General features: G+C 62.2%; 15 protein-coding genes and 5 tRNA genes. 14 read left to right on the top strand and 6 right to left on the bottom strand.

The window, feature by feature from the left end:
• From B0G77_RS14885 to B0G77_RS14895, 3 genes are all read left to right on the top strand, one after another.
• Positions 1-1098, top strand: a complete 1098-nt coding sequence (locus B0G77_RS14885; protein ID WP_133662814.1) for an ABC transporter permease — start codon at positions 1-3, stop codon at positions 1096-1098.
• Entirely contained in the window at positions 1095-2717 is a 1623-nt protein-coding gene (locus tag B0G77_RS14890) for a dipeptide ABC transporter ATP-binding protein (RefSeq protein ID WP_133662815.1), read from the top strand. Before B0G77_RS14885 ends, B0G77_RS14890 begins: the two co-directional genes overlap by 4 nt.
• A 125-nt stretch (positions 2718-2842) precedes the next feature.
• On the top strand, positions 2843-3523 hold the full coding sequence (locus B0G77_RS14895; protein ID WP_133662816.1) for a C40 family peptidase: 681 nt from the start codon (positions 2843-2845) through the stop codon (positions 3521-3523).
• 110 nt (positions 3524-3633) lie between these two features.
• Here the strand turns inward: B0G77_RS14895 and B0G77_RS14900 are convergent, their stop codons facing one another.
• The gene (locus tag B0G77_RS14900; RefSeq protein ID WP_243750999.1) at positions 3634-4587 is read right to left on the bottom strand and encodes a patatin-like phospholipase family protein; all 954 of its coding nucleotides are present in this window, start codon (positions 4585-4587) and stop codon (positions 3634-3636) included.
• Between the two features lie 328 nt (positions 4588-4915).
• Between B0G77_RS14900 and gltX the strand changes: the two genes are divergently transcribed.
• The 7 genes from gltX to B0G77_RS14935 all read left to right on the top strand — a co-directional run bounded on the left by gltX (position 4916) and on the right by B0G77_RS14935 (position 7818).
• Positions 4916-6325, top strand: coding sequence for a glutamate--tRNA ligase (gene gltX / locus B0G77_RS14905; protein ID WP_133662818.1), 1410 nt, complete (start codon positions 4916-4918; stop codon positions 6323-6325).
• Between the two features lie 122 nt (positions 6326-6447).
• Positions 6448-6523: transfer RNA gene (locus B0G77_RS14910), tRNA-Ala, on the top strand.
• Positions 6524-6675: 152 nt separating this feature from the next.
• Positions 6676-6751 (top strand) — tRNA-Glu (locus tag B0G77_RS14915).
• An 81-nt stretch (positions 6752-6832) separates the two neighbouring features.
• Positions 6833-6909: transfer RNA gene (locus B0G77_RS14920), tRNA-Asp, on the top strand.
• A gap of 60 nt (positions 6910-6969) precedes the next feature.
• Positions 6970-7045, top strand: a tRNA-Glu gene (locus B0G77_RS14925).
• An 81-nt stretch (positions 7046-7126) separates the two neighbouring features.
• Positions 7127-7203 (top strand) — tRNA-Asp (locus tag B0G77_RS14930).
• A 147-nt stretch (positions 7204-7350) separates the two neighbouring features.
• On the top strand, positions 7351-7818 hold the full coding sequence (locus tag B0G77_RS14935) for a GNAT family N-acetyltransferase (protein ID WP_133662819.1): 468 nt from the start codon (positions 7351-7353) through the stop codon (positions 7816-7818).
• A 22-nt stretch (positions 7819-7840) separates the two neighbouring features.
• Here the strand turns inward: B0G77_RS14935 and B0G77_RS14940 are convergent, their stop codons facing one another.
• Positions 7841-8725 carry a helix-turn-helix transcriptional regulator gene (locus tag B0G77_RS14940; protein ID WP_133662820.1) on the bottom strand — a complete coding sequence of 295 codons (885 nt, stop codon included), beginning with the start codon at positions 8723-8725 and terminating at the stop codon, positions 7841-7843.
• A gap of 164 nt (positions 8726-8889) precedes the next feature.
• Between B0G77_RS14940 and rraA the strand changes: the two genes are divergently transcribed.
• Positions 8890-9384 (top strand): ribonuclease E activity regulator RraA, encoded by a 495-nt coding sequence (rraA, locus tag B0G77_RS14945; protein ID WP_133662821.1) that lies wholly within the window; start codon positions 8890-8892, stop codon positions 9382-9384.
• A 22-nt stretch (positions 9385-9406) separates the two neighbouring features.
• Complete coding sequence (locus B0G77_RS14950; RefSeq protein WP_133662822.1) at positions 9407-9808, top strand: gamma-glutamylcyclotransferase family protein; 402 nt, start codon at positions 9407-9409, stop codon at positions 9806-9808.
• A gap of 144 nt (positions 9809-9952) precedes the next feature.
• Here the strand turns inward: B0G77_RS14950 and aceB are convergent, their stop codons facing one another.
• Together aceB and B0G77_RS14960 are read right to left on the bottom strand one after the other, a co-directional pair.
• Positions 9953-11545 (bottom strand): malate synthase A, encoded by a 1593-nt coding sequence (gene aceB, locus B0G77_RS14955; RefSeq protein ID WP_133662823.1) that lies wholly within the window; start codon positions 11543-11545, stop codon positions 9953-9955.
• Positions 11546-11628: 83 nt separating this feature from the next.
• Positions 11629-12411, bottom strand: a complete 783-nt coding sequence (locus B0G77_RS14960) for a haloacid dehalogenase type II (RefSeq protein WP_133662824.1) — start codon at positions 12409-12411, stop codon at positions 11629-11631.
• 150 nt (positions 12412-12561) lie between these two features.
• Between B0G77_RS14960 and B0G77_RS14965 the strand changes: the two genes are divergently transcribed.
• Complete coding sequence (locus B0G77_RS14965; protein ID WP_133662825.1) at positions 12562-13464, top strand: LysR family transcriptional regulator; 903 nt, start codon at positions 12562-12564, stop codon at positions 13462-13464.
• 175 nt (positions 13465-13639) lie between these two features.
• Complete coding sequence (locus tag B0G77_RS14970; protein ID WP_133662826.1) at positions 13640-14074, top strand: universal stress protein; 435 nt, start codon at positions 13640-13642, stop codon at positions 14072-14074.
• Positions 14075-14321: 247 nt separating this feature from the next.
• Here B0G77_RS14970 and aceA read toward each other — a convergent pair whose 3' ends face one another.
• Together aceA and B0G77_RS14980 are read right to left on the bottom strand one after the other, a co-directional pair.
• Positions 14322-15626, bottom strand: a complete 1305-nt coding sequence (aceA, locus tag B0G77_RS14975) for an isocitrate lyase (protein ID WP_133662827.1) — start codon at positions 15624-15626, stop codon at positions 14322-14324.
• 474 nt (positions 15627-16100) lie between these two features.
• Positions 16101-17699: a DEAD/DEAH box helicase gene (locus tag B0G77_RS14980; RefSeq protein ID WP_133662828.1), complete on the bottom strand. Its 1599-nt coding sequence runs from the start codon at positions 17697-17699 to the stop codon at positions 16101-16103.
• Between the last annotated feature and the right edge of the window lie 45 nt (positions 17700-17744).

Raw genomic sequence — 17744 nt, forward strand, 5'->3', positions numbered from 1 at the left:
TTGAGCCGAGCCGTTCCACAAACCCGCACCGAGCCGGTTCGAGCTTTCGTGTCGCCGTCGCCGGCGCGACGTGTCTGGCTGCGCTTCAGGCAGCAGCGGCTGGGCTACTGGAGCCTGATCATATTCGTCGTGGCTTTCGCGGCGAGCCTGGCGGGCCCGCTGTGGTCGAACGACAAGCCGATCGTCGTTCGCTACGAAGGCCATCTGTATTTTCCGCTTTTCGAAACGTATCCGGAGACAACGTTTGGCGGCGACTTTCCGACCCCCGCCGACTATCTCGATCCCTACATCAGGCACCGCTTCGACACGCCCGGCAACTTCGCGATTTACCCGCCGAATCCGTACTACTACGACACGCTCAACTATTTTTCGAAGGTGCCGAACCCGGCGCCGCCGTCGCGCGACAACTGGCTCGGTACCGACGACCGGGGCCGCGATCTGTTCGCGCGGCTGCTCTATGGCTTTCGCGTCTCTGTGGAGTTCGCGCTGGTGCTGACGGTCATCGGCACGGTGATCGGCATTTTTACGGGCGCGATACAGGGTTACTTCGGCGGGCGGACCGACATCGTCGGGCAACGCCTGATCGAAATCTGGAGCGCGATGCCTGAGTTGTACCTGCTGATCATTTTCGCGTCGATCTTCGAGCCGGGCTTCATCCTCCTGATCGTGCTGCTGTCGCTGTTCGGCTGGATCGGCCTGTCAGACTACGTGCGCGCGGAGTTTCTGCGCAACCGCCAGCAGGACTACGTGCGCGCCGCGCGCGCGATGGGGCTATCGAACTGGCAGATCATCTGGCGTCACGTGTTGCCGAACAGTCTGACACCCGTCATCACATTCCTGCCGTTTCGCATGAGCGGTTCGATTCTAGCGTTGACGAGCCTCGATTTCCTGGGCCTCGGCGTGCCGTCGCCGACGCCGAGCCTGGGCGAACTGCTCGCGCAGGGCAAGGCGAATCTCGACGCGTGGTGGATTTCGCTCTCGACCTTCGGCGTGCTGGTGGCGACGCTGCTTCTGCTGACGTTCATGGGCGATGCACTGCGTAACGCGCTCGATACCCGCATTGCCGATGCGATGCGCGCCGGCGGAGGCAACCAGTGAGCGACTCTGTGAAGCAACCTGCACCGAGCCCGTTGCTGTCGCTCGATCGTCTACATGTGCGCTTTGGCGACACGATCGCCGTCAACGACGTCACGCTGGCCATCGAACGCGGCGAGCGCGTGGCGCTGGTCGGTGAATCGGGGTCGGGCAAGAGCGTGACGGCGCTGTCGATCCTGCGCCTTCTGAGCGACGCACAGGTGAGCGGGTCAATCCGGTTCAATGGTGAGGAACTGCTCGCGAAAAGCGAGCGCGAGATGCGGGGCCTGCGCGGCTCCGATATCGCGATGATCTTCCAGGAGCCGATGACCGCGCTCAATCCGCTCTACACGATCGGCGACCAGATCGCCGAGACGATCGTGCTGCACGATGGCGTCACGCCGCTCGAGGCGCGCAAGCGGACCGTCGCGTTGCTCGCGCGCACCGGTATTGCGGAGCCGGAGAAGCGCGTCAACAGCTATCCGCATCAACTTTCAGGCGGTCAGCGGCAGCGGGCGATGATTGCAATGGCGCTCTCGTGCCGGCCTCGTCTGCTGCTTGCCGATGAGCCGACGACCGCGCTCGACGTCACGATCCGCGCGCAGATCGTCGAGCTGCTGCTTGAACTGCAGCGCGACGAAGCCGAGAAGCGCGGCATGGCTGTACTGCTGATCACGCACGACCTCAATCTGGTGCGCCACTTCGCGCAACGTGTCGCGGTGATGGAGCAGGGCGTGCTGGTCGAAAGCGGGTCTGTCGAGCAGATTTTCGAAGCGCCGCAGCACCCGTACACGCAGCGCCTGCTGCAAAGCCGTCCGGAGCGCACGGTCGTGCCGGTGCTGCCCATTTCGCCGGTGATTCTCGAAGCACGCGACGTCTCGGTCGATTTCCCGACGAAGTTGCCGGGCGTCGGCGGCTGGTTCCGTTCGGGTCGTTTCCGTGCGGTCGCGCAGGCCAATGTGTCGGTCCGCCAGGGGGAGACGCTGGGTATCGTCGGCGAATCCGGATCGGGAAAATCGACCCTGGCGATGGCGCTTCTGGGGCTGCAGCGCACGACCAGCGGGGAAATCGATTTCCAGGGCAAAGCACTCGGGACCTTTCGGGGGCATGAACAGACAGTTCTGCGCTCGAATATGCAGGTCGTCTTTCAGGATCCGTTCAGTTCGCTTTCGCCGCGCCAGACCATCGAGCGGATCGTCGGCGAAGGGCTTGCTCTGCACCGGCCGCACCTGGGCGCGCAGGGGCGTCGCGAAAAGGTCATTTCGGTGCTCCGTGAGGTCGGACTCGATCGCACGGTGCTGCAGCGCTATCCGCACGAATTCTCCGGCGGGCAGCGGCAGCGCATCGCGATCGCCCGCGCGCTGGTGCTGGAGCCGCGCCTCCTGATTCTCGATGAACCGACCAGTGCACTCGACGTGTCGATCCAGCACCAGGTGCTCAAGCTTCTGGCCGGGTTGCAACACAAATACAACCTCGGTTTTATTTTCATCAGCCATGATCTTGCGGTGATCGGTGCAATGGCACACCGCGTGGCGGTGATGCAGAACGGTTCTATCGTGGAATCCGGTGATGTGGAGAAGATTTTTGCCGCGCCCCACCACCCTTACACGCGAAAGCTCCTGAAAGCGTCATTTGCGACTTGACATTCACCAATTGGGTGCGTGTCTCGATTGTATTTTTCTATTTGTTTTGACAGATAAATACTTACTGGCTAGTATCGTCAAAACTTTCCGTATCCCACTGATTTTTGGGCAAAATCTACCGACCAATGCAGCACCGATATCTGACCCAGGCTTGCACGCGCGTCGTCGCCGGGATGTTCATCGGCGTCATGATGGCTGCAGCTCCCGGCGCGTTCGCCGATGAAGTAGGCAGTATTAACCAGAACGCCACATTTTCGATCCAGAACGGGTCGAATTCGTCGTCCTCCCCGAATTCGCAAAACCCGAATCTCCAGGGCGCCCTATCGTCGAGCGATAGTGGCGCCCGCTCGTTTCTGTCCGGCATGGCCGGCAAGGCGGGTGACGTAGTAGTGGGCGCGCTGAACATGATCGGCGTGCGCTACCGCTGGGGCGGAGACACGCCGGACTCCGGACTTGACTGTAGCGGCTTCGTCCGCTACGTGTTCCAGGACACGCTCGGAATGGCGCTCCCGCGGCGTGCAGAAGAAATGAGTCGTGTCGGCGAAAAAGTTCGCGTAAGCGACCTGAAGCCGGGCGACCTCGTGTTTTTCAATACGATGCGGCGCACGTTCTCGCACGTCGGCATCTACATCGGCGACAACAAGTTCGTGCATTCCCCGTCTACCGGCAGCACGATCCGCGTCGATGATATGGATAGCGGCTACTGGGAAAAGCGTTTTACCGGTGCGCGCCGTATCGAAACGTCGTTTTCCCAGCAGCAGGATCTGCGGCAGCGCGTTAACGCGACGATTGGCGGCAACAACTAGGCGATTCATTCTGTTTCGGGGCGCATAAAAAAGCCTGCTTCATTCGAAGCAGGCATTTTCTTTTGGTCCGTACCCGCGGGACGCCCGCAGGGGGCACCGGATGCAACCCGTTACACCACCGGTCGTCCCGCTGCCATCTTCCGCTGCAACTCCGGCATGATCTTCGCTACGGCTTCCTCGCCTGCGAGGATCGCGGCATTGCGTTGGCCGAAATCGCTGCCGCTCATCGCCGCGAGGTTCGGGCGAATCACGACGTCTGCGTACTTGTCGAGCTCGTAGGCCTTAATCGTCTGACCCATGATCGTGAACGTCTGCATCAGCATGTCGAACGAGCTTTGGGTGAGCCCGGTTTCAGGGCGCGCCGAAATATCGACTGCGATGACGAAGTCTGCTCCCATCTTGCGCGCGAACGAGGCCGGCACCGGGCTCACGAGGCCCCCGTCGACGTATTCGTGCGCGCCGATTTTCACCGGTTCGAATACCGAAGGCACGCTGCACGACGCGCGCACCGCGATGCCGGTGTTGCCGCGCTGGAACAGGATCGGCTGACCGGTCTTCAGATCGGTTGCCACAACACCGAGCGGCTTCGCCATCTTTTCGATCGGACGATTGTTGAGGGTCGTGTTCAGGTAGTTCTGCAGCGCGACGCCCTGCAGGAAACCGCGGGTGCGAAAGGGCATGGCCCAGTCGCTGATCGACGCCTCGTCCATGTTGAGTGCCAGCCGGTTCATCGCGATGCCGTTCATGCCCGACGCGTACAGGGCGGCGACGACCGATCCTGCACTGGTGCCGCACACCAGATCGATCTGGATGTTGCGCGCTTCGAGCGCCTTGATCACGCCGATGTGCGCGAAGCCGCGCGCCGCGCCGCCGCCAAGCGCGAGGCCGACACGCAGCGGCCGCGGTGGCTTGACGACGGGCGGCGGCAAGGCGGTCACGACGGGGCTTTCGCTGGAAGCGACGTTGTCGGACCGGCTGCCGGTGGTCGTACAGGCAGTGAGAACGGCGGATGCCGCGGCAAGCGAAAAGCTGCGGCGGCTCAGGCGAGGGGATGACGGTTTCAACGATTTCTCCAGCAGCGACGCCTGCGCAACCCGATGGGGGCGCGTTTCCAGAGCGTCACGATCACGCAAACACGACCGCCGGCGGCGATCGTACTGCGCCGCGAGCATGCGGCGCGCGCACATCATAAAGCAAAGCGCGCGTGGCGCGCGCAAACGCGACGCTGGCAAGGCGGAGGGGACCGCCCGGCGGGTATAATCGCGGTCTTGCTTCTGTCATTCGAGTCCGCGCGTTGCGTTGCCAGCAGGCACATTGCAGCGCGGACACGTTTCGCTGCCGCGTCAGAATGATGATGACCGCGCGTCGGCGCCTGCCCTCGAGTAACCGCACATGACCACACCCGTTCGTACCCGCTTTGCACCGAGTCCCACTGGCTTCATCCATCTCGGGAACATTCGTTCCGCGCTGTATCCGTGGGCGTTCGCCCGCAAGATGAAAGGCGCGTTCGTGCTGCGGATCGAGGACACCGACGTCGAGCGCTCGACGTCCGAAGCCGTCGACGCGATTTTGGAAGGCATGAACTGGCTCGGCCTCGACTACGACGAAGGTCCGTACTATCAGATGCAGCGAATGGACCGCTACCGCGAAGTGCTGAAGCAGATGGTGGAGCAGGGGCTTGTCTACCCGTGCTACATGTCGACCGAAGAGCTCGATGCGCTGCGTGAACGTCAGCGCGCAGCGGGCGAGAAGCCGCGTTATGACGGCACATGGCGTCCGGAGCCGGGCAAGGTGCTGCCGACGCCGCCGGCAGGCGTCGAGCCGGTGCTGCGCTTCCGTAATCCGCTCACCGGCGTGGTCGCCTGGGACGACGCGGTGAAGGGGCACATCGAGATTTCGAACGAAGAACTGGACGACCTCGTCATCGCGCGTCCGGACGGCACGCCGACGTACAACTTCTGCGTGGTCGTCGACGATCTGGACATGCGGATCACGCACGTGATCCGTGGCGATGATCACGTGAACAACACGCCGCGCCAGATCAACATCCTGCGCGCGCTTGGCGGCGAGCCGCCCGTCTATGCGCATTTGCCGACCGTGCTGAACGAGCAGGGTGAAAAGATGAGCAAGCGGCATGGCGCCATGAGCGTGACGGGCTATCGCGACGCAGGCTATTTGCCCGAAGCGGTGTTGAACTATCTCGCGCGTCTTGGCTGGTCGCACGGCGACGCGGAAATCTTCTCGCGCGAGCAGTTTATCGAGTGGTTCGATCTCGAACATCTCGGCAAGTCGCCCGCACAGTACGATCACGACAAGCTCAACTGGCTCAACGCGCATTACATCAAGGAAGCCGACAACGCGCACCTTGCCGGTCTCGCCAAGCCGTTCCTCGCGCAGCTCGGTATCGACGACACGGTGCTTTCGAAGGGCGCGGATCTGGTGGCCGTGGTGGCACTCTTGAAGGATCGCGCGTCGACGGTGAAGGAGATTGCCGACAACGCCGCGATGTTCTATCGCAAGCCGGCCCCGGAGCCGGAAGCATTGGCGCAGCACGTGACCGACGTGGTCCGCCCGGCACTGGCTGATCTCGTCACCGCATTGAAGGCGGGGGAGTGGACGAAGGAGGGGATCTCCGCTGCGCTGAAGGCAACGCTTGCCGCACACAAGCTCAAGATGCCGCAACTGGCGATGCCGGTTCGTTTGCTCGTCGCGGGTACGACGCATACACCCTCGATCGATACGGTGTTGATGCTGTTTGGTCGCGACGTCGTGGTGAGCCGCATCGAAAAAGCGCTCGTTTGAAACGCACGCGAAGCGAGGCATAAGAGCGCGTACATGCGACCTCAAAAAAAGTCGCGTGTGATGGCTCAAAGGGTATTTACAAATTGAGATTCGCTCTCTACAATCTCGCTTCTGTTCTGCAAGGGGGTATAGCTCAGCTGGGAGAGCGCTTGCATGGCATGCAAGAGGTCAGCGGTTCGATCCCGCTTACCTCCACCATCAGAGCAGGTTGAAGTCTTTCGCAAACGCGGTAAGTTGTAGCAAAAAAGACTTCACAAACGGTAGTAAAGCAGTTAGAATATTGGTCTTCGTTGTTGATGAAAAGTTGTTTGAATCAACGGCAGAAACAAGACAGAGTCTGAAAAGATTATGTCCCCTTCGTCTAGAGGCCTAGGACATCACCCTTTCACGGTGAGTACAGGGGTTCGAATCCCCTAGGGGACGCCAAACATCAGCGTCACTTGGTAGTTGAAGTGGTGCGGCTTGTAGAGATTTAACCGACGCTCTGCAGGGTGCGATGTAAAGACTGGAGTGGTAGTTCAGTCGGTTAGAATACCGGCCTGTCACGCCGGGGGTCGCGGGTTCGAGTCCCGTCCACTCCGCCAGACGAAGCCCGTTCAGGTGCGCTTGAGCGGGCTTTTTCGTTAAAGGTGTAAGCGTACGTTGTCCCCTTCGTCTAGAGGCCTAGGACATCACCCTTTCACGGTGAGTACAGGGGTTCGAATCCCCTAGGGGACGCCAGACATCAGCAGCGCCAACAGATTCCGGCGATGCAGCTTGTAGAGAGATAACCAACGCTCACAAGCCACGATGCAAAAAACTGGAGCGGTAGTTCAGTTGGTTAGAATACCGGCCTGTCACGCCGGGGGTCGCGGGTTCGAGTCCCGTCCGCTCCGCCAGATGAAAAAGCCCGCTGAGTTTTCTGCGGGCTTTTTTCTTTTTTCATTCCCTGCTTCGCTTCCTTTCCTCGCTTCGGGCAAACCGCCCTTGCCAGCGCGTGTAGCCTGTCTTACCGTTGTGCGGACCACCATCCCGTCCGTTGCGCCATGCTCGATCCGACCGAGTTCCCGACGCCTTCCTTTCAGCTGCGCCAAGCCAGCATGGATGACTTCGTATTTGCCGAAGCGCTTACCCGTAACAACATGGGCGGTTATTACAAGCGACATCATCTCGTGTGGCGTAGGGATCTGTTCCTCGCAAGCTGGCGTGAGTCGGAGAATTTTATTCTCGAGGTGGACGGCGAAGCGATCGGCGTGCTGCGCATCACCGAGGAAGGCGACTCGCTGCACATCCGTGATGTACAGATCGCCGAAGGGCATCGCCGTCAGGGCGCGGGCACCTACATGCTCAACATGTCGCATCGATGGGCGCGCGCACGCGGGCTGAGGGAGCTTCAACTGCGTGTGTTTGTCGACAATCCTGCGGCACGGCTCTATCTCCGGATGGGCTATCGTCTGGCCGGACCGCGTCTCGCGCAGCTCGGCTCGATTCGTCATATGTCGCGCCGCGTCTGACCACAGCTTCGCCTTTGCGCAATTATTTGAGTTGACCGCGGTGCACATCCTGTTCGTCCGGTGACAGGTCGCTGTCTTCTTCGTCGTGGCCGTGGCGATGCTCGACGCCACGTTCGATGAATGCACGGGGACTTTCTCCGAATGCCCGCCGGAACATGGCGGAAAAGGCGCTCTGGCTTTGATAGCCCAGCTCCTGAGCGACGTGGGAAAGGGGGCGCCCCTGGCTTAGCAGTGGAATGGCGCGCGCGAGGATCGCCTGCTGACGCCACTGCGAGAAGCTCACGCCGAGTTCCTGCCGGAATAGCCTCGCGATCGTTCGCGTACTCGCGCCGACTATCGACGCCCAGCGTTCGAGAGAATCCGGATTGGCCGGGTCGGCGATGACGGCTTCGCATAACGCCCTCAGCCGTTTCTCATTCGGCATCGGTACGGATAGCGGCAGTGGTTCAGAGCGCGTCAGCTCATCGAGCGCGAGCGTGCCGAGCAGCCGCTCGCGCGCGGAAGTGAGCCCCGGCGAATCGAGCGCAGCAATCACTTCGCGCAGAAGCCCTGATACTTCGACGACCCGGCACGCGTCGAGCCCCGGCGGAATAACCGACTCGTTGACGTATAGCGTGCGCAGGAACGCATCCTCGACAATCACCACTTCGTGCGTGACGTAAGGTGGCACCCAGATCGCGCGCGACGGCGGCACCATCCACGTGGTGCCGACCGTTGCCATGCGCAGCACGCCGCGCGACGCGTAGGCCACCTGCGCCCACGCATGCGTGTGACGGGCGATACGTACACCGGCCGGCATCGGCCGTGACCGGACCCGGATCGGATGCGTGGGTGTCGGCGCAAACTCCGGCGGAATGTCTGCGAAATCGACTCGTGTGGAAAGCGCGGACGGAGCGGGCTGGTTCATGGCGGAAACATGGCAGGGTCGGGGATGACGTGTGCTCATATTGTAGGGGCGTCGCGCTCGAACGACCCGCGACACAGGCCACGTTAGCCATTCGGCGAGAGGGGGATGAAAGCGGGGGCGAGGCATAATGCATCCGATTCGGTTCATCCATCCTGGAGACGTATATGACCTTCGCAACCGCAGATCTGTGCGACGCAAACGAGGACCAGCTTGCCGCCGGCACGCTGCGCGTTCTCGATCCCGTGTTTCGGCTCTGGGGCCGCGCGCCGTGCTTCAGCGGCGAGGCGGTGACGCTGAAACTGTTCGAGGACAATACGCTCGTGCGTGCAACGCTCGAGGAGCAGGGCGCGGGCCGCGTACTGGTGGTCGATGGCGGCGGCAGTCTGCGCTGCGCGCTCGTCGGCGGTAATCTCGGGCAGATTGCCGAGAGGAACGGCTGGGCTGGCATCCTGGTTTATGGATGCGTGCGCGACACGCTTGAACTCAACGAGTGCAATATCGGCATCGCTGCGCTCGCCACGCATCCGCAACGCAGCCAGAAGCGCGGTGGCGGCGTGCGCGACGTGACCGTACGCCTGCCGGGTTCGACCGTGCGGTCGGGGGAATGGGTTTATGCGGATATCGATGGTGTGCTCGTGGCGAGCGCGCCGCTTGGGTGACTCACAGTGAGGATAGAGGGGAATGCAGAACGTCTTCGTCTACGGCACGTTGCGAGCTGGAGAAGTCAACGACATCAGCGCGGCTGCCGCGCGTCACGACATTACAACGCCGACCTACATCGGCCCGGCGACGGTGAAAGGTCGGCTGTACGACTTCGGCTCATACCCGGGCCTCGTGGTCGATAACAAGGGTGTGCCGGTGGTTGGCGACGTTTATGAAATCGACGACGCGCTCGTTGCCGTGCTCGACGAAATCGAGCATGTCTATCCGGGTGTCGAAGGGCTGTTTCTCGGCCGCGATGTGACGGTCGATGTCGATGGCGCAACGCTGGCGTGCCGCTTCTATCCAGTCGCTAGAGACGCCGTTGCTGGGTTGGCTGAAATCGCTTCCGGGGACTGGGTCGCGCATCGTCGCACGCGATAACCCGGTGTTGGCCCGTAGCGGGTGTGCCTGGGTTTGAACGGGGCGAACGGAAAAGCAATTGGCCCGGCAGATCTGAACCTGCCGGGCCGGTCTCCTGCGCGCAGGACCGCTGGCTGAGGCCGTCAGCAGGTCCATGCGCTTACCTCAGATTTCCTCGTACAGCGGCAGCGTCAGAAATTCGGCGAAACTGGCGGAAGTCGACATCTCTTCGAAGATCTGCGCGGCGCGATCGTACGTCTTCGTTTCGCCTGCGATCGATGCCTTGACCTTCTCGAGTTCCTGTTTCGTCAGCTCGCGCACGAGTTCAGCCGTGACCTGACGGCCGTCTTCGAGCTTGCCCTTCGGCGAGCGGATCCACTGCCACACCTGCGAGCGCGAAATTTCAGCGGTCGCTGCGTCTTCCATCAGGTTGTGGATCGGCACGCAGCCGTTGCCCGCGAGCCATGAGCCGAGGTAGTGAATCCCGACGTTGATGTTGTTGCGCAGTCCGGCCTCACTGATCGGCGCTTCCGGCCGGAAGTCGGTCAGATCCTTCGGCGTGACCTGAACGTCGTCGCGCTGCTTGCTGATCTGGTTCGGCTTGTCGCCGAGCACCTTCACGAACTCTTCCATCGCGATCGGTACGAGTCCCGGGTGGGCGACCCAGCCACCGTCGTAACCGTCGTTGGCGTCGCGCGCCTTGTCCGAGCGCACACCGGCCATTGCCTTGTCGTTCGCAGCCGGATCGTTTTTGATCGGGATCAGGGCGCTCATGCCGCCGATCGCCGGCGCATTGCGGCGATGGCAGGTCTTCAGCAACTGCAGTGCATAGGCACGCATGAACGGCACGGTCATCGTGATCTGCGAGCGGTCGGCGAGGCAGAAATCCCGGTCGTTCCTGAACTTCTTGATCGCAGAGAAAATATAGTCCCAGCGGCCAGCGTTAAGGCCCGAGCTATGCTCGCGCAACTCGTACAGGATCTCGTCCATTTCGAATGCGGCGAGGATCGTCTCGATCAGCACCGTCGCGCGAATCGTGCCGCGCGGGATGCCGACGGTTTCCTGGGCGGCGACGAAAATGTCGTTCCAAAGGCGCGCCTCGAGATGGCTCTCCATCTTCGGTAGGTAGAAGTACGGGCCCGAGCCGCGGGCCACCTGTTCCTTCGCATTGTGGAACAGGAAAAGCGCAAAGTCGAAGATGCCGCCCGACACGCGCTGGCCATCCACCGTGACGTGCTTTTCGTCGAGATGCCAGCCACGCGGCCGCACGATCAACGTGGCCACCTTGTCGTTGAGGCGGTACGACTTGCCGTTCTGTTCAAGCGAGATCGTCCGGCGCACCGCATCCTTCAGATCGATATGACCGGTGATCTGGTTATCCCAGCTCGGCGCGTTCGAATCTTCGAAGTCGGTCATGTACGAATCCGCCCCTGAGTTGAGCGCATTGATGATCATCTTGCGCTCGACCGGCCCTGTGATCTCGACACGACGGCATTCCAGATCCTTCGGCAGCGCCGCAATCTTCCAGTCGCTTTCACGGATACGCTTCGTTTCGGCGAGGAAGTCGGGGCGCTCGCCCGCGTCGAGGCGTTTCGTGCGTTCGACGCGAGCCTTCAGCAGTTGCTGGCGCCGCGGTTCGAATGCACGATGCAGCGTCGCGACGAGTTTGAGCGCGTCGGGCGTGAGGATCGATTCAAAGCCCGGCTTGATTTCAGCGGTGATTTGCATGCCCTGCGGCAGCGACAGCGTATTCGCCATGGTTTCTCCCTTGGTCGGTCGGATTACAAAGATGCGTTGCAATGTGTGATGAATGAATGCCCGGCTCGGTGTGGTTCTGGGGCTCACGTGCCAGGGCTGTGGCGCGTGCGGCCTGAACCTCGGTCGGGCGGCGAAACGGTGTCCAGAAAAGCGGGCAGGTCGGCGAGGCTCGCCCCGCTCGCATGCGGTTTGACGCCGAGTTCCTCGGCCGGCGCGCGCAGGCGGTTGACCCAGAAAGTCGTGTAGCCGAACCAGGTCGCGCCGGCCGCGTCCCAGCCGTTCGACGACACGAACACGATTTCGCGCGGGCTCACGCCGAAGGCTTGCGTGCCGAGCGCGTAGGCAGCTGGCGCGGGTTTGTAGGCGCGGACGGAATCGACGGACAGCACATGGTCGAAGAGGCCCGTCATGCCGGCGCTCTTCACGGCGATGTCGAGCATTTGCGGATTCCCGTTCGACAGAATCGCGAGGCCGAGGCGTGCATCGCCAAGGTCGCCCGCAGGCGCAAGCCTGTCGCGCAACTGTCGCACGGCGGGTATCGCGTCCGGAAAGGCGGACAGACACGCGTATTCGTCCATCAGACGCTTTTCGGCGGCACTGTTGAGGGTGAGGCCGAGTTTGCGTGCGGCGAAACGCAGCGCGTCGAGCGTGATGTTCCAGAACGGTTCGTAATGCGCGCCGGAAAGATCGGACAGCGAGCGCAACTGCGTGTATTCGATCTGCTTTTGCCGCCAGAGCTGCGAAAGCGTATCGCCGTGGCCCGGGAACATCTGTTCCGCCGCAGCGACGACCGAATGCACGTCGAAAAGTGTGCCGTACGCGTCGAAAATCACTGCCTTCGGGAAGAGTGTCGTTGTGGCCGACATTGCCGTGCGCTCCATTCAGAGGTCAGGGTCGATTCTATTAGTCATGCCTTAGGTCTAAAAAGACCCTAAACATCACTTGATCTTTTACTTTCCCATATCTAATCTGACGATCAACTTCGTTTTAGCGCGCAACTTTCGCGCTGGCACGCCATGGATCGGTTCAAGCAGATCGAAACCTTCGTTACTGTCGCAGCGCGCGGCAGTCTGTCCTCTGCCGCACAGGCGGAAGGTGTGGCGCCAGCGATCATCGGCCGGCGCATCGATGCGCTCGAAGAGCGCCTGGGCGTGAAACTGCTGGTCCGCACCACGCGCAGGATCACGCTGACCTTCGAGGGCTCGGCGTTCCTCGAAGACTGCCAGCGCATCATTCACGACATGCAGAACGCCGAGGCGAGCGTGTCCGCCGGCGGCGTGAAGGCGAGCGGGCATCTGCGCGTGTCGGCACCTGCCGGCTTCGGGCGGCGTCACGTTGCGCCACTCGTGCCGGTATTTACCGTTGCGCACCCGGACGTGTCGATCACGCTCGATCTGTCGGACCGCATGGTCGATCTGGTGAACGAAGGCTTCGACTGTGCAGTGCGGCTCGGTGAGCTGCCGGACTCGTCGCTTGTGTCGCTTCGTCTCGGCGACAACCGGCGCGTCGTCGTGGCGTCGCCGGCTTATCTTGGCCGTCGCGGGGCGCCCAGGACGCTCGCCGAGCTCGCGCATCACAATTGCCTCGCGCTCGGCGCGAGCGCCAACCAGCAGCGCGGCTGGACATTCCAGCAGGGCGACAAGGTCGTGTCGATCAAGGTCTCCGGCACGATGGAATGTTCGGACGGCGCGGTACTGCATGAATGGTGTCTCGAAGGTTACGGGCTCGCCTGGCGCTCGTGGTGGGAAGTTGGCACGGATATCGCGTCCGGGCGCCTCGTCACGGTGCTCGATGAGTTCGCCGCGCCGCCTATCGGCATTCACGCGGTATTCCCGCAGCGCCGCCACCTGCCGTTGCGAGTGCGGCTTTTTCTCGATCTTCTTAAACATACTTACGGCCATCCGGGCTACTGGGGCTAGTACAGCGCTACAGCTGGCAACGCGTCGCGCGCGGGTTTTCGATATGGGTACAGACCCGCACGCACGCCTTGCAGTCAATTTCGGCGCACTACAATCGATTCGAGGTGCCGCGCGTTCCGATCCACAGGTATCGCACGGCCCTGCCGGATAGGCGCAGCTGACGACGGAGGGCGCGATGTTCAAGCACATCCTGGTTCCGACCGATGGTTCAGACCTGTCGAAAAAGGCGATCGACGGCGCAATCGACCTGGCTAAAGCAGTGGGCGCGCGCGTTACAGCCTACGCCTGCCTGCCCCAATATCCGTACTCGCCGTTTTCCGAGGTCGTGATCGAGCCGCCCGTCGACTTTCAGGAGCGCAGCGAGCGCGAAGCGCGTCTGCACCTGCAGGAGGTCGAGGCGGCCGCGCGCGACGCGGGTGTCGCATTCACGAGCAGGACGAGCGTGCATCCGTCCCCTTATCTCGGCATCATCGAGGCGGCGGAGCGGGACGGCTGCGACGTGATCTTCATGGCGTCGCATGGGCGTCGCGGGCTGGGCAGCCTGCTGATCGGCAGCGAGACGCAACGGGTGCTCACGCATACGAAGATTCCAGTGATCGTCTATCGATGAGTTCGTTTTGCGACGGCGCCGGGGTCGGCTGCGCCTCGCGCAACGCATTTCGTACGGACAAGGAAAAAACGCGCCGGCGGGTAGGCCAGCGCGTGATGCTCGCCCGCGGTGCGGGGATGCTGCGCCGCGGTTTCTGGCAAGCTCAGCCCCGGCCAGCAGGTCGTAACCCACTGCCGTATCTGTTCTGACGGCGGCCCTCTGCGGGGCCGCTTCTCCCTGACTTGCGCCTGTTCAGTCTTTCCCGACGTTATGCGACCTTCTTGTCGAAGAACTGCTCGTCTTCCGTCGAACCGTGCAGTGCGGTCGTCGATGCATCGCGCTCGACCGTCTGCGTCACAGCGTCGAAGTAGCCGGTGCCGACTTCGCGCTGATGCTTGACTGCCGTGAAGCCCTTTTCGGCCGCAGCGAATTCCGCCTGCTGCATTTCGACGAACGCGCTCATCTGCGTGCGTGCATAGCCGTGCGCGAGGTTGAACATCGAGTAGTTCAGCGCGTGGAAACCGGCCAGCGTGATGAACTGGAACTTGTAGCCCATCGCGCCGAGTTCTTTCTGGAACTTGGCGATCGTCGCGTCGTCGAGGTTTTTCTTCCAGTTGAACGACGGCGAGCAGTTGTACGACAGCAGCTTGTCCGGGAACTGCCTGTGGATCGCTTCGGCAAATTTCTTCGCGAATTCGAGGTCCGGCTTGCCGGTTTCGCACCAGATCATGTCGGCGTACGGCGCGTAGGCGAGGCCGCGCGATATGGCCTGTTCAATACCCGGCTTCGTGCGGTAGAAGCCTTCGACCGTGCGCTCGCCGGTCAGGAATGGCTTGTCGTTGTCGTCGATGTCCGACGTCACGAGGTCGGCGGCTTCGGCGTCCGTACGGGCGAGCAGAATGGTCGGCGTGCCGGACACGTCGGCGGCCAGACGCGCGGCAGTCAACTTCGCGATGTTTTCGCGGGTCGGCACGAGCACCTTGCCGCCCATGTGGCCGCACTTCTTCACCGATGCGAGCTGGTCTTCGAAGTGCACGCCGGCGGCGCCGGCTTCGATCATCGACTTCATCAATTCGAATGCATTCAGCACGCCGCCGAAACCGGCTTCTGCGTCGGCGACAATTGGTGCGAAGAAATCAACGTAGCCTTCGTCGCCCGGATTCTTGCCTTCGGACCACTGGATCTGGTCGGCGCGCGTCAACGTGTTGTTGATGCGTTTCACGACGAGCGGCACCGAATTCGCCGGATAGAGCGACTGGTCGGGATACATTTCACCGGCGACGTTGGCATCACCGGCCACCTGCCAGCCTGACAGATAGATCGCCTTCAGACCGGCCTTCACCTGCTGCATCGCCTGATTGCCGGTCAGCGCGCCCAGGGCGTTGACGAACGGCTCGTTGTGGATCGATTCCCACAACTTTTCCGCGCCGCGCTTTGCGAGCGTGTGCTCGACGGGCACGGAGCCACGCAGGCGCACCACATCGTCAGCGGTGTAGGTGCGCTTGATACCTTTCCAGCGCGGATCGGTATCCCATTGCTGCTGAAGTTGCTGTGCTTGCTCTTGACGTGACATGGTGTGCTCCTTGATTGCCTGGGTAATGGATCAGTCAACTCGTGTCTTCAGCGTCGCCCGCTTCGCGGGTACTTCGTTTCGTGAAGTCTTATATAAGAGTCTAGGCAAATGAGGATCGCTCCGACAGGCGTCGAAGAAGCTTTTTCTTGGTTTTTTATCTGTTATTAATCAATATGTTATTGATTCTATTTCGCAATAAGAAATCACATTTTCCCTGCTGCAACGGGGTTGGTTGTGCCACGCAGCAAGATTTTTTACGACGCAAAAAAATTTCCCACATTGTGAAAATTGGCCATGGATGAAAACGAGGACGAAAAAAAACCGGTGCGTGGGCACCGGTTCTCTTTATGCAGGCAGCAGATTGCTCTCCGCTGATGCTTCCATCCGGGCGGCGTGGGCGCCCCGGCACCTCTGCGGGAGATCGATCCGCGACCTCTGCGCCCGTCGGCTACTGCTCAGCTATCTCTGAACCTCTTAGCTGCCGCGACGAGCAGTACGCGGACCGTCGCTGCGGCGTGCGCCGTAGCCGCCGTCACGCGAACCGCCGTAGCCTTCGCGCGAAGCGCCGCCCGACGACTTGCCGGCCCAGCCGCCGCCGCTACGTGCACCGCTTCCGTTACCAGACGGCTTGCCGCCACCAGCGCCGCTACCAAAGCGGCGGCCACCGCCGTTGCCGCCGGCCGGACGGCCACGGCCGCCGCCGAAACCGCCGCGGCCATTGCCGGACGGAGCCGACTTGCGCGGCTCGAAGCCTTCGACGACATTGACCGGCAGTGGGGTACGCACGAAACGCTCGATGCGCTTCAGCGCGCCTTGCTCGGCGTGATGCACGAGACTCACGGCAATACCCGAGCGGCCGGCGCGGCCAGTACGGCCGATACGGTGCACGTAGTCTTCGGCGAACTTCGGCAGGTCGTAGTTGAACACGTGTGTGATGCCCGGGATGTCGATGCCGCGTGCAGCGACGTCGGTCGCCACGAGCACACGCACGCGACGCTCGCGCAGTGCCTTGATGGTGCGGTTACGCGCGCCTTGCGGCAGGTCGCCGTGCAGGGCAGCAGATTCGAAACCCGCGTCGGCGAGACGGCCGGCGAGCTGGTCGGCGTCGATCTTGGTCGCCGTGAACACGATTGCCTGGTCGAGACCGGCATCGCGCAGCAGGTGATCGAGCAGACGATCCTTGTGATCGCGGTCGTCCACATAGTGCACGGTTTGTGCGATGTTCGTGCGCTGCTCCATCCGCTGGACGATCTCGATGCGCTCCGGATCCTTTAACAGACGGCCCGTCAGCGAACCGATCTTGCCGTCGAGCGTAGCCGAGAACAGCATCGTCTGACGCGAAGCAGGCGTGGCTGCGACGATCGTTTCGATGTCATCGATGAAGCCCATGTCGAGCATGCGGTCGGCTTCGTCGAGGACCAGCATCTGCAGTTGCGACAGGTCGATGCGGCCGCGCTCGAGGTGGTCGATCAGGCGACCCGGCGTGGCAACGAGAATTTCAGGGTTTTTGGCCAGCAGCATCAATTGCTGGCCATACGCGACGCCTCCGAGAATGCTGACGGTGCGCAGGCGCTTGAGGTGCTTGCCGTACGTCGATGCGGCCGTGGTCACCTGCATGGCGAGTTCGCGGGTCGGTGTGAGGACCAGCAGGGCCGGACGTGCGACTGGCTGAGGACGGCGCGTGCGGCGGTCGCCGTCGGCTGCGCGCGGCTCACGCGGTTGGGCCGCCTGGGCCTTTTGCAACTGCGCGAAGCGCTCAATGGCGGGCAGCATGAAGGCTGCCGTCTTGCCTGAGCCGGTCGGGCTCGACACCAGAAGGTCGCGGCCGGCGATGGCAGCGGGAATCGCGCGCTGCTGGACGGGCGTCGGCGCCGAGTAGCCGGCGGCCGTCAACGCGGAAACGATATCCGACGACAGGCCAAGCGACGCGAACGACGGGCCGGTCGGTGCGGCGGTTTCGGCAACGGCTGCAACGGTCGCTGCGTGAGGCGTAGCAACGGCGGCGGGCGTATCGAGACCGAGGGCTTGATCGGCGATGGCGTTCAGCGGGCTGGGGGTATTGCTCGAAGTCATGAGAATCCTTGAAACACAGGGAATGAAACGTCGGCGCCAATCGGC

Origin of the sequence: Paraburkholderia sp. BL10I2N1, from assembly GCF_004361815.1 — a bacterium.
Lineage (GTDB): Bacteria > Pseudomonadota > Gammaproteobacteria > Burkholderiales > Burkholderiaceae > Paraburkholderia.

Bases quoted from the DNA above. Each gene is read 5' to 3' on its own strand.
- B0G77_RS14895 (WP_133662816.1), top strand. From the start codon at position 2,843: ATGCAGCACCGATATCTGACCCAGGCTTGCACGCGCGTCGTCGCCGGG.
- gltX (WP_133662818.1), top strand. From the start codon at position 4,916: ATGACCACACCCGTTCGTACCCGCTTTGCACCGAGTCCCACTGGCTTC.
- B0G77_RS14935 (WP_133662819.1), top strand. From the start codon at position 7,351: ATGCTCGATCCGACCGAGTTCCCGACGCCTTCCTTTCAGCTGCGCCAA.
- B0G77_RS14940 (WP_133662820.1), bottom strand. From the start codon at position 8,725: ATGAACCAGCCCGCTCCGTCCGCGCTTTCCACACGAGTCGATTTCGCA.
- rraA (WP_133662821.1), top strand. From the start codon at position 8,890: ATGACCTTCGCAACCGCAGATCTGTGCGACGCAAACGAGGACCAGCTT.
- B0G77_RS14950 (WP_133662822.1), top strand. From the start codon at position 9,407: ATGCAGAACGTCTTCGTCTACGGCACGTTGCGAGCTGGAGAAGTCAAC.
- aceB (WP_133662823.1), bottom strand. From the start codon at position 11,545: ATGGCGAATACGCTGTCGCTGCCGCAGGGCATGCAAATCACCGCTGAA.
- B0G77_RS14960 (WP_133662824.1), bottom strand. From the start codon at position 12,411: ATGTCGGCCACAACGACACTCTTCCCGAAGGCAGTGATTTTCGACGCG.
- B0G77_RS14965 (WP_133662825.1), top strand. From the start codon at position 12,562: ATGGATCGGTTCAAGCAGATCGAAACCTTCGTTACTGTCGCAGCGCGC.
- B0G77_RS14970 (WP_133662826.1), top strand. From the start codon at position 13,640: ATGTTCAAGCACATCCTGGTTCCGACCGATGGTTCAGACCTGTCGAAA.
- aceA (WP_133662827.1), bottom strand. From the start codon at position 15,626: ATGTCACGTCAAGAGCAAGCACAGCAACTTCAGCAGCAATGGGATACC.
- B0G77_RS14980 (WP_133662828.1), bottom strand. From the start codon at position 17,699: ATGACTTCGAGCAATACCCCCAGCCCGCTGAACGCCATCGCCGATCAA.